Annotated in this window: 14 protein-coding genes; 3 read left to right on the forward strand and 11 right to left on the reverse strand. The window is 53.0% G+C overall.

The features are described 5' to 3' along the window. Window positions 1-78: 78 nt before the first annotated feature. The 8 genes from ACY430_RS03910 to rpoZ form a co-directional block, all read right to left on the reverse strand. Window positions 79-438: a hypothetical protein gene (locus ACY430_RS03910; RefSeq protein ID WP_462137589.1), complete on the reverse strand. Its 360-nt coding sequence runs from the start codon at window positions 436-438 to the stop codon at window positions 79-81. Window positions 439-458: 20 nt separating this feature from the next. Further along, window positions 459-1,739 carry a phosphoribosylamine--glycine ligase gene (gene purD / locus ACY430_RS03915; RefSeq protein WP_462137590.1) on the reverse strand — a complete coding sequence of 427 codons (1,281 nt, stop codon included), beginning with the start codon at window positions 1,737-1,739 and terminating at the stop codon, window positions 459-461. Next, entirely contained in the window at window positions 1,736-3,610 is a 1,875-nt protein-coding gene (glmS, locus tag ACY430_RS03920; RefSeq protein ID WP_462137591.1) for a glutamine--fructose-6-phosphate transaminase (isomerizing), read from the reverse strand. Before glmS ends, purD begins: the two co-directional genes overlap by 4 nt. Continuing rightward, the gene (gene glmU / locus ACY430_RS03925; RefSeq protein WP_462137592.1) at window positions 3,574-4,965 is read right to left on the reverse strand and encodes a bifunctional UDP-N-acetylglucosamine diphosphorylase/glucosamine-1-phosphate N-acetyltransferase GlmU; all 1,392 of its coding nucleotides are present in this window, start codon (window positions 4,963-4,965) and stop codon (window positions 3,574-3,576) included. The genes glmS and glmU overlap by 37 nt, the downstream gene beginning before the upstream one ends. 24 nt (window positions 4,966-4,989) lie before the next feature. Then, window positions 4,990-5,436 carry a single-stranded DNA-binding protein gene (locus tag ACY430_RS03930; RefSeq protein ID WP_462137593.1) on the reverse strand — a complete coding sequence of 149 codons (447 nt, stop codon included), beginning with the start codon at window positions 5,434-5,436 and terminating at the stop codon, window positions 4,990-4,992. 69 nt (window positions 5,437-5,505) lie between these two features. Continuing rightward, the gene (locus ACY430_RS03935) at window positions 5,506-6,096 is read right to left on the reverse strand and encodes an NUDIX hydrolase (RefSeq protein WP_462137594.1); all 591 of its coding nucleotides are present in this window, start codon (window positions 6,094-6,096) and stop codon (window positions 5,506-5,508) included. Window position 6,097: 1 nt separating this feature from the next. Beyond that, the gene (locus ACY430_RS03940) at window positions 6,098-8,044 is read right to left on the reverse strand and encodes a hydantoinase/oxoprolinase family protein (protein ID WP_462137595.1); all 1,947 of its coding nucleotides are present in this window, start codon (window positions 8,042-8,044) and stop codon (window positions 6,098-6,100) included. A gap of 21 nt (window positions 8,045-8,065) precedes the next feature. Further along, the gene (gene rpoZ / locus ACY430_RS03945) at window positions 8,066-8,380 is read right to left on the reverse strand and encodes a DNA-directed RNA polymerase subunit omega (protein ID WP_462137596.1); all 315 of its coding nucleotides are present in this window, start codon (window positions 8,378-8,380) and stop codon (window positions 8,066-8,068) included. 84 nt (window positions 8,381-8,464) lie between these two features. Here rpoZ and hisIE point away from each other — a divergent pair, with 84 nt between their 5' ends. From hisIE to fmt, 3 genes are read left to right on the forward strand one after another with little or no spacing between them, the layout of a single operon-like run. Continuing rightward, window positions 8,465-9,145, forward strand: a complete 681-nt coding sequence (gene hisIE, locus ACY430_RS03950; protein WP_462137597.1) for a bifunctional phosphoribosyl-AMP cyclohydrolase/phosphoribosyl-ATP diphosphatase HisIE — start codon at window positions 8,465-8,467, stop codon at window positions 9,143-9,145. A gap of 29 nt (window positions 9,146-9,174) precedes the next feature. Beyond that, window positions 9,175-10,941 (forward strand): aspartate--tRNA ligase, encoded by a 1,767-nt coding sequence (aspS, locus tag ACY430_RS03955; RefSeq protein ID WP_462137598.1) that lies wholly within the window; start codon window positions 9,175-9,177, stop codon window positions 10,939-10,941. Between the two features lie 22 nt (window positions 10,942-10,963). Continuing rightward, window positions 10,964-11,875, forward strand: coding sequence for a methionyl-tRNA formyltransferase (fmt, locus tag ACY430_RS03960; protein ID WP_462137599.1), 912 nt, complete (start codon window positions 10,964-10,966; stop codon window positions 11,873-11,875). 3 nt (window positions 11,876-11,878) lie between these two features. Here the strand turns inward: fmt and ACY430_RS03965 are convergent, their stop codons facing one another. The 3 genes from ACY430_RS03965 to ACY430_RS03975 all read right to left on the reverse strand — a co-directional run bounded on the left by ACY430_RS03965 (window position 11,879) and on the right by ACY430_RS03975 (window position 14,304). Continuing rightward, window positions 11,879-12,766, reverse strand: coding sequence for an NAD(+)/NADH kinase (locus ACY430_RS03965; protein WP_462137600.1), 888 nt, complete (start codon window positions 12,764-12,766; stop codon window positions 11,879-11,881). Between the two features lie 20 nt (window positions 12,767-12,786). Beyond that, a protein-coding gene (gene prfB, locus ACY430_RS03970) for a peptide chain release factor 2 (protein ID WP_462137601.1) occupies window positions 12,787-13,888 on the reverse strand; the annotation gives its coding sequence in 2 pieces (ribosomal slippage) (window positions 12,787-13,818 and window positions 13,820-13,888; 1,101 coding nt in all). A 62-nt stretch (window positions 13,889-13,950) separates the two neighbouring features. Beyond that, window positions 13,951-14,304 carry a DUF1844 domain-containing protein gene (locus ACY430_RS03975; protein WP_462137602.1) on the reverse strand — a complete coding sequence of 118 codons (354 nt, stop codon included), beginning with the start codon at window positions 14,302-14,304 and terminating at the stop codon, window positions 13,951-13,953. Window positions 14,305-14,307 lie beyond the last annotated feature (3 nt).

Here is a 14,307-nt window from a genome sequence, read left to right on the forward strand (position 1 = left end):
TCTGAGCGGTCTTGCCATACCGGTGCGATTATAAGATTTTTAAATTCAAAAGGTCAAGACTTGACCCCCTTGAAAACTCTATTTTTCAGGGGGTTTAGAGCGCGGCGGGCGTTTCGTGTCTCTCTGCTTTTGCGCCCCGGCGATGACGGATTGAATCTCTATCACCGTCATATTCATCTTATACCAGCCCGGTTCGTAACTGCCCTCTTTGTTTTTCTCTATCTCTTCGGCGGAAATTCTCATCAGCACATGGACGTAGCCGCTTGCATCAACAAGCGGGTTTCCCGTGAGCAGGTTGGGGAACTCTTCAAGCCCGCACTCTTTCTGCCGCGGCCTCAAGTCAAAAATCTGAACACAGTCTTTGAAAGGAATTTGAAACATCCGTTTGTCTTCGGACGCCTCTTTGTCCTCAACTGAAAAGTAGAAAATATCAGCCATTTTTCAAATCTCCCTGCGCATTAGCTCCGGGTAGCGCGGCTCCCGATGTCTTTTCTATAAACAAGCACGCCGGAACCGGTTTCCCCGTCAATCCGTTTCACCGTCTCATAAGCGCGCGCTGTCGCATCTTTTATTGTATCTCCAAGTGCCGTAACTCCCAAAACTCTTCCGCCGCCGGTAACTGTTTTGCCGTCTTTTTCCGCCGTTCCGGCGTGAAAAACCACCGACTCCTCCGTGTCATTCGGAATCCCTTTCAATTCCGCGCCTTTTTCGTATTCTCCGGGGTAGCCGTTTGAAGCCATTACCACGCACACCGCCGCGCTTTTTTTCCATTCGGGCGGATTTTGGCTCGCCAGCGTTCCGTCCGCCGCCGCGGTAAGAAGCGGCACGATGTCAGACTTCATTCTCATCATAAGCGGCTGGGTTTCAGGGTCTCCGAAGCGGCAGTTGAATTCAAGCGTTTTTATGTCCGCGCCATCTATCATAAGCCCCGCATACAAAACACCTTTGTAGTGCCTGTTTTCCTCCGCCATTCCCTCAACGGCGGGTTTTATAACTTTGTTCATTATTTTTTCCCTGATTTCGTCGGTCGCGATTGGTGCGGGAGTATAAGCGCCCATGCCGCCGGTGTTAGGTCCGCCGTCGCCGTCAAAAAGCCGTTTGTGATCCTGGGACGGCTCAAGCGGAATAACGGTTTGCCCGTCCGATATGGCAAAAAATGAAAGCTCCGCGCCGGGCAGAAACTGTTCCATCACGATGCGGTTTCCGGACTCCCCGAACAGTTTGTCGCTCATGATTGAGCGTAGCGCGTTTTCAGCGTCCTCCCGTTTGGAGCATACAAAAACCCCTTTTCCCGCCGCGAGTCCGTCCGCTTTTATGACAACCGGGAAATCCGTTTTTCCAAGCGCGCGCGTCGCGTCATCAATGTTTTCAAAAACATCAAAATTAGCGGTTTGAATGGAGTGTCTTTGCATAAACTGTTTTGAGAAAACCTTGCTTCCTTCAATTTCCGCCGCCGCTTTTGAGGGGCCGAAAACCCTGATTTTTTTCGCTTCAAGCGCATCGGTAAGCCCGAGCGACAGAGGAACTTCCGGACCTATGACCACGAGACCCGGTTTCTCTTCAAGCGCGAGCGCGACCGTAGCTTCAATGTCCGACACCGAAACGGCCGCGCACCGGGCGCGTTTTGCCATTCCCGCGTTTCCCGGAGTGCAGACAATTTCCGAAACCAGCGGGCTGCGCGCGATTTTCCAGCACAGCGCGTCTTCCCTGCCTCCTGCGCCGACCACCATCACTTTCATTCAACAGTTACCACTTTGGCGAGATTTCGCGGCTGGTCAACATCCTTGCCGAGCGAGCGCGCCACATGATAGGCGAAAAGTTGTAGTGGAATGACGGAAACAAGCGGGTTCGCAATCAGCCCGCATTCGGGCACGCGTATTATTCTGTCTTCTTCGTCCAGATTCGGCGCTTCGCAATCCGGCATAACCGCTATCACTCTGCCGCGCCGCGCCTTCACTTCCGCCATATTGGAAAGGAGCCTCTCAAAAGACGGCTCCTCGCGGGATGGAAACACGAAAACCACGGGTGTTTTCCTGTCAATAAGCGCAATGGGCCCGTGCTTCATCTCTCCCGCCGCCGCGCCCTCGGCGTGAATGTAGGAGGTTTCCTTCAACTTCAAAGCGCCCTCAAGCGCGACCGGATAGCCGAGCCCCCGCCCCAGGAAAAGAAAGTTTGAGTACTCCGCAAACTCCACCGCGATTTTGGCGATTTCATCATCAAGAGCGAGGCATTCGGACTGAAGCGCCGAGATTGAGCGCAACTCTTTTTCAATTTCCACCGCGCGGTCTCGCGGGAGTGTTCCACGCACTCTGCCGATAAACATCGCGAGCGCCGCCAAAGCCGCGACCTGAGTGGTGAATGTTTTTGTTGATGCGACCGAAACCTCCCTTCCGGCTTTGGTCAAAATGACATTCTGCCACTCGTCAACCATTTTTCCGAACGGGTTGTTTGTTACGGCAACCGTTTTAGCCCCTCTTTCCGTTGCTTTGGACAAAGCAAGCAGGGTGTCCGCCGTTTCGCCCGATTGCGACACGGCTATCACAAGAGTTTCGGGGCCCACACCGGTGCGGCGGTAATAGAACTCCGAGGCGATTTCCGAGTCAGTCGGTATCTGTGCGAGGGATTCAATCAGATAGCGCCCCGCTATGGACGCGTAATGAGATGTGCCGCAACCCACAAAAACGACCCTTTCAACGGAGCGGACAAGTTCGGGGTTCAAGTCGTCAAAAACCGGCTCGCCGCCGGTGTGAATTCTGCCCCTGAGTGTGTCCGCGACCGCGCGCGGCTGCTCGTAAATCTCTTTGAGCATATAGTGAGGGAAGCCGTTTTTATCCGAGTCAATGGCGTAACCGTCGCCGTCAATTTTTTTAGAGGCGCGTTTTACCGTGTTACCGTCCGAATCCGTTATTGTGATGCCGCCGGGTTTTATGACGGCAAATTCGCCCTCTCCGAGCACCGTAACCTCGCCGCACCACTGTGCCAGAGCCGGCGCATCGGAAGAAACAAACTTTTCATCTCCCGCATCTCCAAGCACAATGGGCGAAAACCGTTTGGCGGCTACGATGGTGTCCGGCTCTTTTTCCGAAACTGCCGCAATTGCCGAGTAGCCGGTTATTTCGGCAAAGGTTTTCTTCACCGCTTCAAGCAGGGTGTCTCCCGCGCCGTGAAACTCGTCAATAAGGTGTGCGATGACTTCGGTGTCGGTGTCGGACCGGAAAACCCTTCCCGAGGATTCAAGACGCTCGCGCAGAGGTTTCCAGTTTTCAACAACGCCGTTGTGAACCACGCTTACCACGCCTGCGGTGTGCGGATGAGCATTTTCGCGGCTTTCGGGGTCGCCCTGAGTTGCCCAGCGCGTGTGTCCTATTCCAACTTTTCCTTTGGGAGGGTTTGAGCCGATTTTCTCCACAAGCCGGTTGATTTTGCCCGGAGTTTTGAAAACTGACGCGCCGTTTTCCCCGATAATGCAGATGCCGGCGGAGTCGTAGCCGCGGGTGTCAAGTTTTTCAAGCCCGCCGCACAGAACATCGCAGGTTCGTTCGGCAAAACCCACATAGCCCACTATTCCGCACATCAGTCTTTCGCCGCCTTGCCGCCGGGCTTGCGCCACCCGGGAACTTCCTTCTGTTTGCTTCTGCTAATCGCGAGCGAGTGCGGGGAAACGTCTTTTGTTATGACCGAGCCCGCCGCGGTCGTTGCGCCTTTGCCCACTTTCACGGGTGCGACAAACATCGTGTTGCTACCGATAAATACTTCATCGCTGATTGTTGTGCGGTGTTTTTTGTTGCCGTCGTAGTTGCAGGTGATTGTTCCCGCTCCCACATTCACGCGTGCGCCGATCTCGGAATCTCCCACATATGAAAGGTGAGGGATTTTTGAGTTTTTGCCGACCGATGATTTTTTAATTTCAACAAAAGAACCCGCCCGCGCGCCCTCCATCAGAACTGTTTCAGGGCGAATTCTCGCAAACGGACCCACAGTTGAGCCCGCGCGCATGTCGCATCCGTCAAGAATTGAGGAGAACTCCACTCTACAATCCGCGCCGAGTTTGCTGTTTGTGATTTGCGAACAGGGTTCTATTACGCAGTCCGCCCCGATGACACTGCGGTTGATAAAACAGCACGGCTGTATGAGTGCGCCTTTTCCGATTTTTGTTTCGGGGCAGATATACGCGGTTGACGGGTCGGTTATTATGACTCCCGCGCGCATGAGGCGGGCGTTTGTTCTTTCTCTCATATATTTTTGAGCGGCGGCGAGTTCCGAAGGCGTGTTCACGCCGGTGATTTCACCAAAATCCGCCGTTTTAACCGTTCCCGTTTTTTCGCCCGTCCGCAGGGCGATTTCAACAAGGTCGGTTATGTAGTATTCGCCTTTAACGTTTTTTTTGTTCAACAACGCGACCGCACGGCGCAGGAACGGAATTTTGAAACAGTAAACGCCCGCGTTTATCTCATGTATCCGTCTTTCCTCACGGGACGCATCCCGATGCTCCACTATTCTTTCCGGTTCCCCGTTGTTTTTTGAGCGAACCACGCGCCCGTATCCACTGGGATTGTCTGCAATCGCGGTTACAAACGACAGAGCCGCGCCGCTTTTTTTGCGGTTCGCGACAAGTTTTTTGATAAGCGCTCCGGTAACGCCGGGTATGTCGCCGTTTACAACAACAACCTCGCCGTGCCGCGCGGAAATCTCTTTCATCGCGCTTGACAGCGCATGTCCCGTGCCGCGCTGTCCGTGTTGGCGTGCGAACTCAAAGTTTCCGGCTCCGTTATTTGACAGGTATTGGACCACCGAGTCTGAGTCAAACCCGACTACGGCGAAAGTTTTTTTCGGCTTGACGGTGTCCGTTGCGAGAGCGATATGCCGGATAATAGGTGTTCCCAGAACCGGAAGAAGCGCCTTCTGGCGTTTGCCTCCCATTCTGGAGCTTTTTCCCGCGCAGAGAATTACGGCATACAAAGGCACAGTTTCAGGTCCGGTCAGGTAATGCTAAAACGGAATGTCGTCATCCATGTTGTTTTCGGGTATTTCAAGAGGGGCGCTGCTTTCGGGTTGCAATTGCTCGCCGCTCGCGCTCTCGCCGCCCGCGCTCGCGGCGCTGTCTCCTTTTGAGTCAAGAAACTGCATATCTCTGGCGCGTATTTCAGTTGTGTAACGGGTATTTCCTTCCTTGTCTTCCCATTTTCTTGTCTGTATTGAACCCTCGATGTAAACGGGTTTGCCTTTGGAGAGATATTGTCCGCAAATCTCCGCGAGCCGTCCCCACGCGACAATTTTATGCCATTCGGTTCTCTCCTGTTTTTCCCCTTCTTTCGTAGTCCATGATTCGTTTGTGGCGACCGAAAAATTCGCGACCGCCTGTCCGGAACCGGTGTATTTCATTTCGGGATCGCTTCCTACATTTCCGATTATGGTTGCCTTATTTACTCCTCTCATAATACCTCCGGTGTTTTCTTCCGCTCTCCAAAATTCTATACGCATAACAAGTCCTTTCCAAATGGCTCATCACGCTTGCGGCGGTATGCATTCCAACAGTTTGTCAACAATTCTTCCCGTCATTCCCCATATTCTTCGCTTGCGGTGAAAAAACTCCGGTTTTTCGGGGTTTTCACCGCGCCGCAACTCGCTCACGGGTATCCAGAAAATTTCCTCAACCTCATCGTCGCTTATCCACGTCTCAGGGTCCGGAACCTCAAGGTCTGAAAAGAGAGCGCACACGAAAACGCTCACCAGATACTCCCTCCGGTTTTTGTCCGCATCGCCGAGCGGGCGCGGGGTTTCGTCATCAAGACGCCCGAGAATTTTCCCGTAATTCTCAATGTCCATGCCGGTTTCTTCGCGCGTTTCCCTTATTGCGGTCGCAAGAATGTCCGGGTCATTCTTCTCTCTGGCTCCGCCCGGAAAAGCGATATGCCCTGAAAATCTGTCAAGTGGACGCCGGGATCTTTTTATGAAGCAGACCTCCGCGCCGCCGGTTGCGCGCCTGACAATCGCCATAACCGCCGCGCGCGCCATGCCGTTCGCAAGACTGAGTTTGCGCAAGGGACGCCGCGCCAGATTTTTCTCAAAAGTTTTTATGAAAAGTTCGTCAAACATTTTATTTCACAACCGCGATTATGTTTCCCCATTTGTCAATTTCGCAAGTGAACTCCGGCGTTATCATCACAACGGAACTGTCTTCCAGAACCAGCGCGGGCCCCTTGAATTTGAAGCCCGCGCCCATTTCCGCGCGATTATACAGTTTGAATTTTTTTGGCGCGCCGCCGAGCCATATCTTTTTTTCGTGCGCAACCGGTTTTTTCCCGCGCGGGATTTCCGGCAGACGGACGCCGCTTTTTTCGCCGCAAAGGCGGACTCTCACCGCCGTTGTTTCAACCGGCTTGCCCCGCATTACATATCCAAACCTCTTGAAATGCTCACGATGAAAGTCTGAAACAAATCGCCGCGAAAAAGAGACCGTGATTTCATGAGACTGCCCTTCGTATCTTGCGTCAACAAAGCGCTTAATGCCGTGGATGTTTTTTTCCTCTGCGCGAGCGCTTTCTTCAAGTTTCGCGAGCGCGTCCGAAACAACGCTTATCTGCGCGGGCGCGACCGCGAAACAGCTCTTTACATAGTCTTTGAAAACATCTGAAAGAAGCATTCCCAGAGCGGAAAGCGCGGCGGGATGGACGGGAAAAACAACCTTTTTCATTCCGACCGCGACCGCGAGTTCGCAACAGTGAATCCCCGCCGCGCCGCCAAATCCGAACAGCGCGAACTCTCTGGGGTCAACCCCTCTGTCCGCCGAAATGACCCGTATGAGGCGCTCCATCGATGAATTGACAACCTTGATAACCGACTCCGCTTTTTGGCGGGCGCTCTTTGACTCCATCTCCAGAGTCTCAATCGCCTCGCGCGCTTTTTTCGGAAAAATCTTTTTTCTTCCGCCGAGAAAACGCGCGGGTTCAATCCTGCCAAGCGTGAGGTTGGCGTCCGTAACGGTCGGGAGTTTTCCCTTGCCGTAGCAGGCGGGTCCGGGGTCGGCTCCGGCGCTTTGGGGACCGGTTTTCAAAATCCCTCCCGAATCTATGCGCGCTATGGAACCGCCGCCCGCGCCGATGGTTGAAATGTCCACACAGGGAACGCGCAGAGGGATTCCGCCCACGTTGTTCTGAGACGCGAATGCCACGGCGCCGTCGCAAAGCGAGACATCTGTTGAAGTGCCTCCCATATCAAGAGTTATGATTTTTTTCGCGCCCATGAGTTCGGAGATTTTGAAAGCGCCCACAACTCCGGCCGCGGGACCCGATGTTGCGATTCTTACGGGCTCCTCCGCGACTTTTCCGGGCGATGTAATACCGCCGCTTGACTGAACTACGGAAACCTTGCTCACGACAGCCGATGATGACAGCGCCTTTATGTAGTCTGCCACTTTGGGAATCAGGTAGGCGTTGGCGACCGTTGTGGAAGCCCTTTCAAACTCCCGGAATTCAGGCGACACCTTTGATGAAAGCGAGACGGGTATGCCGAGTTTTTTCAGTTTTTCCCCCACCGCTTCCTCGTGCGCGGGGTTTATGTATGAGTGAAGGAAACAGACCGCGGCGGTTTGTGCTCCGGTTTTGCGCGCGGCGGCGGCGAGTTTTTCCGCCTCTTTTTCTGAAAGCGCGACAAGCACCTCGCCGCCCGAGTCAATTCTCTCTTTCGCGCCTATCCTCATTTGGCGCGGCGCGAGCCCCTCGCTTTTTTCCCAGAAAAGGTCGTAAAGTTTTTCGCGGTTTTGCCTTCCTATTTCAATTACATCTTCAAACCCCCGAGTTGTGATTAAAACGGTTTTTGCGCCTTTTCTTTCAAGAAGCGCGTTTGTCGCCACCGTTGTTCCGTGAATGATTTCAACGGGGCCGCGGCGTTTTTTTGAAAAATACTCAACGCCCGCGATTACGGCGAGCACCGGAGAGAGGGGAGTGGAGGGAACTTTATGAATTTGCGCTTCATCGCCGTCAAACAGAACCAGGTCGGTGAATGTGCCTCCGACATCAACTCCTATTTTGAGCGCGGCGCTCATTGTCGGTTAGTTCCTGAAGTTTCAGCTTTTTCCGTCGTTGGGGCTGGAAAACTTAATTTTCCCGTCCGCTATCTCTCTGAGAGCGCTGATGACAGGTTTGTGCTCGTCCTGAACACGCGAACTCTTGTCCAGATTTCTTTCAACGACTTCGGGAGACGGAATTTCCTCATCGGGCGATGATGATGAGTCGGTCTCGGCTGCCATGAGTTTCTTTTCCTTTTCAATGGCCTCAACCTTTTTCATCACAATCTGCTTGGCTCTTTCCATTGCGACAACAGACAGAGTGAATCTGTTTTCCACGATTTTCATGCAGTCTTCTATGGTAACTCTTGCCATTTTTGCCTCCGGAGGGCGGTTTCAATTTCAATCCGCCGTTTGTGCGTGTAATATAGCACAAATCAGGTTATTGGAAAGGCGGCGATGGATACCGGGAAAATAAAATTCGGAAAGGACGGGCTTGTGCCCGTAATAATTCAGGACTGCGAAAACGGAAAAGTGCTTATGATGGCCTGGGCGAACGAGGAAGCGTTGCTCAAAACCGAGCAGACCGGGCAGACTCATTTCTGGAGCCGTTCACGCGGAAAATTGTGGAAAAAGGGCGAAGATTCCGGCAACTGGCAGAAGGTTCGCGAAATTTTTGTTGATTGCGACCGCGACTGCGTTCTTGTTCTTGTTGAGCCGCAGGGCCCCTCGTGCCACACCGGAGAGCAGACCTGTTTTCACACCGGCGCGGACGGGGAAAGGGCGTTTTCTCCCGCTTTTGGCTCTCCGGAGTCTGGAAGGGGCGCGATGGCGGCGATGGACAAGGTTTTTCAAACTGTAAAAGACAGAAAAGCCAACCCTAAAAAGGGCTCTTACACGAGCGCTCTTTTTGAGGGCGGAACGGACAGAATCGCGCGGAAAATAACGGAAGAAGCCGGCGAAACAGTTATTGCCGCCAAAAACGAAGATCCGGATGAGATTGTTTCTGAAATGGCGGACTTGTGGTTTCACTGCCTCATTATGCTTGCCGAGCGCGGACTCAGCCCCGCCGACATAGACAGGGAGATTGAAAACCGCATCGGCATTTCGGGCTTGGAGAAAAAAAGCAAAAAGCCGTAAGAGGCGATTATTCACAATGACTAATCACAATGACTGATTGGAAAAGAACAGACAGTTGCGGGGATTTGCGCGCGTCCGATGAGGGGCGCGAGATTACGGTTATGGGCTGGGTTCAGTCAAGCCGCGACCACGGCGGGGTTATTTTCATAGACATACGCGACCACAATGGCATTGTTCAGGTGGTTTTTGACCCCTCACGCGGAAGCCCTCACTCAACCGCGGACGCTTTCAGAAGCGAATGGGTTGTCGCCGTCAGAGGGAAGGTTGTCAAAAGGGACGCAGAGATGATTAACGAGTCAATGCCAACCGGAGAGATTGAGATTGTCGCTTCGCAAGCACAAACTCTTAACACCTGCCCCGAACTGCCGTTTCCCATTGAGGACGACATAAACGCGGATGAGCCGATAAGAATGAAATACCGGTTTCTTGACCTTCGCCGCCCCGTGATGCGGGACGCAATTCTTCTGCGCCACCGTGTTGTTTCCTCGGCGCGCTCGTATCTTGAGTCCGCAGGATTTGCCGAAATAGAAACTCCCATGCTGACAAAAGCCACGCCTGAGGGCGCGAGAGACTTTGTTGTCCCGTGTCGCCAGACAGACGGCGGGTTCTACGCCCTGCCGCAGTCCCCGCAGCTTCTCAAACAGATTTTGATGGCTTCGGGTTTTGACCGCTACTATCAGATAGCGCGCTGTTTCCGCGATGAAGATTTGAGGGCCGACAGGCAGCCGGAGTTTTCGCAGATAGACATTGAGATGGCTTTTGTTGACGAGAACGAAGTTATCGGGATTGTGGAGGGGCTCATAAAAGAGTGTTTCGCGGTTGCCGGAATAAAAGTGGAGCCGCCTTTCAAGCGGATTGATTATGCTCGCGCGCTCGCTCTTTACGGAACAGACCGCCCGGACACAAGATTCGGTCTTGAACTGTGCGAAGTGTCCGATGTTTTTCAAGGCACGGAGTTCAAGATTTTCTCGTCCGCGCTGTCAAAAGGCGGGATTTTGAAAGCGCTCGCGCTCTCGGGAGATGATGCCGGGCTTTCACGAAAAGACATAGACGAATTAACCGAAGAGGCGATTGCGATGGGTGCGGGCGGGCTTGCGTGGATAAGAATCACGGACGGGGAGTGGCAGTCTCCCATAGCGAAGTTTCTTTCCGAAGATGAAAAAACCGCGCTCCTGGAAAAAACCGGGCTTGCGGATTCAAAACGCGTGCTCATATTTTTCGGTGCGGGCGACCCCGTAACCGTTAACACCGTTCTCGCAGGCGTTCGGGGTTCAGTTGCGCGGCGGCTTGGGCTCATAAGGGAAGACAGGCACGAATTTGTTTGGGTTGAAAACTTTCCCATGTTTCAAAACGAGGGAGGGGCGCTAAAAGCGGTTCACCATCCCTTCACCGCTCCCGCGCAGGACAGCGTGGACAAGATTGAAACCGCTCCGGCCGAGGCGCTTTCAAGAGCGTATGACATTGTGCTCAACGGTGTGGAGATGGGCGGCGGCAGCATAAGGATTCACAATCGGGACATGCAGGAAGCGGTTTTGAGAACGATAGGGATTGACGGAAAAAAAGCCGAAGATCAGTTCGGGTTTTTCCTCAAAGCGCTTGAATTCGGAGCGCCTCCGCACGGCGGGGTTGCCCTCGGGCTTGACAGGATTGTGATGATGATTGCCGGGCGCGGAACCATACGGGAGGTTACCGCGTTTCCGAAAACCCAGAGGGGCGCGTGCCCGCTCACGGGCGCTCCGTCCGAGATAGATTCGGAGCAAATGGCGGAGTTGGGGCTCAGAAAAGTGGAAAGTTAAAACGGCGCGGCGGGGAATTTGTATGAATCTGTTTTTTATGGGAACCCCTGAATTTGCTTCGGTGTCTCTCGCCGCTCTCGCGCGCGAGCATGAAATTATGATGGCGATTTGCATGCCGGACAGCGCCGCCGGACGAGGCAAAAGGGTGTTGCCGCCCGATGTGAAAAAGGTCGCGCGCGAACTTTCAATTCCGGTTCTTCAGCCGGAAAATCTTGATGAAATCACGGCGGATTTTAAAAATTACACGCCCGAAGCGGTCTGTGTTGTGGCTTACGGAAAAATAATTCCGTCTCACATTCTCTCTCTCTCTCCGCGCGGGTTCATCAATCTGCACGCCTCTCTGCTCCCCGCTTACAGGGGCGCCGCGCCCATCAACCGCGCCATTATGGCGGGAGAGAAAAAAACCGGCGTTACGACCATGCTCGTGAACGAAAAACTTGATTCGGGCGACATTTTACTTCAAAGGGAGATCGCGATAAAAGACGATGAGGACTCAGAAATCCTCGCGCGCCGCCTGAGCGCCGAAGGGGCGGAACTTTTGCTCAAAACCCTTGCGGGCATTGAAGACGGTTCGGTCTCTCCCGCGCCTCAAGACAATTCAAAAGCGACCTACGCGCCGATGCTCGCCAAAGATGACGGAAAAATAGACTGGAAGCAATCCCCCGAAACGATACGCAATCTCATACGCGGAACCGCGCCGTGGCCCGGAGCGTTCACGAAACTCGGAGGAAAAACGCTGAAAATCATCAGAGCGGATTTTGCCGAAGGCACGGGAAAGCCGGGCGAGGTTTTGAATTCGCGTAAAAGATTTGTGGTTGCCGCGGGCGCGGGCGCGCTTGAAATTCGCGAGGTTCAGATTGAGGGCAGGAAAAAGATGTCAGGCGCGGATTTTCTCATCGGAGCGAAACTTCCCGCCGGAGCCGTTCTCGGCTGAAAACTATTGTTCCTTGTGCCGAGTCGCCCACATCAGTTTTGTTTTCAGAATAGTGAAGTAGTCCATAAAAGGCGATTTTACAAGGTTTATTGACGATTTGGATTTTGTTACGACAACCTCCATTGCGGGTCCGACCGGAAAATCAATCTGTCCGTCAAGGGTCGCGTTCAGTTCGCGAGCCCGCGCGTTCGGCGGACAGCGGAAGCGGATTTCGGTTTTGTTTGAAACCACAAGCGGGCGGTTTGCGAGCGTGTGCGGGCATATGGGCGTTATCACGGCGAGCGGAAGGGTCGGATGCACAACGGGACCTCCCGCCGACAGCGAATAGCCGGTTGAGCCGGTGGGGGTTGAGCAAATCATTCCGTCCGCCTTGAAGGTTGTTATGTGCGAGCCGTCTATGTGCAGTTCAAGGTCTATGATTTTTGTTGCTTTGCCGCCGTTTACGACAATTTCATTGAGCGCCTCGCCGGAGAAAATTTTTGCCCCTTTTTCCTCAACGCGCACGGCGAACATGCTTCGCCGCTCAACATTGTAATCGCCGGATGCGATTTTTTTAATCATCTTTCCCACTTCATCAACCTTGCATTCGGCGAGAAAACCCAGCCCGCCGAGGTTTATGCCGAGCATCGGCGTGTTGCTTCCACTGAGTAGGCGTGCCGCGCTCAGGAAAGTGCCGTCTCCACCAAGAGAAAAAACCATATCTGCGAGAGACGGAATTTTCTCCGCTTCGGCAAGCCCCGAAGAAATGCCGGACGCTTTTCCGAGTTCGGTTTCAACTATGTGCTTAATTCCGGATCTTTTGAATACTGAGCAGAGTTTGGCGGCCATATTTCTGACGTCTTTGTTTTTGCGCATTCCCACAATGCCGATTTTTTTCACTTTTTTCGCCATTTTATTTTTTTCGCCGTCTCTTAGGGCGTATCCGCCGAAGTTAGGTAGTTTCTCACAAAATCCTCCAATTTGCCGTCAAGCACCGCGTCCACATTGCTGCTCTCAAAATCCGTTCTGTGGTCTTTCACCATTCTGTATGGGTGCATAACATACGATCTTATCTGACTTCCCCAGCCGATTTCCTTTTTTGACGAGGAGAGTTTGCTCAATTTTTCCATTTTCTTTTCTCTTTCAATCTTATACAGGCGCGCTTTGAGAACCTTCATCGCGGACTCCTTGTTCTGGTGTTGAGATCTTTCATTCTGGCAACTCACAACCGTGCCGGTCGGGGTGTGCGTTATGCGCACGGCGGAATCCGTTTTGTTCACATGCTGTCCGCCTGCGCCGCCGGCTCTGAAAGTGTCCACGCGCAAATCCTTTTCGTCTATGATGACATCCACCGAATCGTCTATTTCGGGAGAGATAAAAACGGATGCGAAAGAAGTGTGCCGCCTTTTGTTCGCGTCAAATGGCGATATTCTCACAAGCCGGTGCACTCCGCTTTCCCCCTTGAGATAGCCGTAGGGGTGGTCGCCCGAAACTATCATTGTTGCGCTTTTTATGCCCGCCTCATCGCCGTCCTGGCAACCCAGAACGCTAACCGAAAAGCCGTTTCTGTCGCAATAACGCAGATACATTCTGTAAAGCATATCCGCCCAGTCCTGCGCTTCGGTTCCGCCCGCGCCCGAATTGATTTCAACAATCGCGCCCTTGGAATCGTCCACGCCGCCGAGCATTCGCCGGAACTCAAACCGCTCCGCTTTTTCCGTGAGCAGGGTGAGAACCGATGAAAGTTCCGCTTCCAGTTCGCCGTCCGATTCTTCGGCGCACAACTCTATGAGCGCCTCGGCGTCTTTAAGCGCGGCGTCCCATTCGTCCCAGTCGTCAAGTGTTTGTTTAAGCGCGGAGCGCTCGGACAGAAAATTTTGCGCTTTTTCGCGGTCGTCCCAGAAATCCGCGCCGTTTGCGATTTCGTCTATTTCTTCAACCCGTTTCCGTTTTTCAGGCAGGTCAAAGAAAACCTCTTATGGATTCAACGCGGTTTTTGATGCTTTGAATGTCGGATTTTTCGGTGTCTTTCATTGGTGAGTTTTCCTTTTATAGGGTTTCCTTCGCGGTTGTTCGGAAATTATACATAAACGGTTTTAATCGTTCTTGTTTTCCTCTTTCGGTGTTGTTGCCTGAACATAGCGCAATCTCAAACTGTAAAGCGCATCGTCCACCAGTTTCTGCTCTTCATCGCTGAGGTTGCCTTTGGTTTTGTCCTGAAGGATTTCAAGGATTTCCACCGTGTGCTGCGCGGCGGGCAGATTGACGTTGCGCTCCTTTGTGCTTGGGTCTGGAATGTCGCCCAGATGCATAACCGCCGAAGCGTTCAGCGAAAGAATAAAATTGGAAAAATCCATTTTTAATTCGCCCGTTTGCGGTTTTTCCGTTTCCGCTTTTTTCGCGTTTTCGGGGTTTTCCGCGCCTTTTTTTTCTTTCTCTTCTTTGCTCATAAA

Source organism: Candidatus Mycalebacterium sp., from assembly GCF_977828045.1.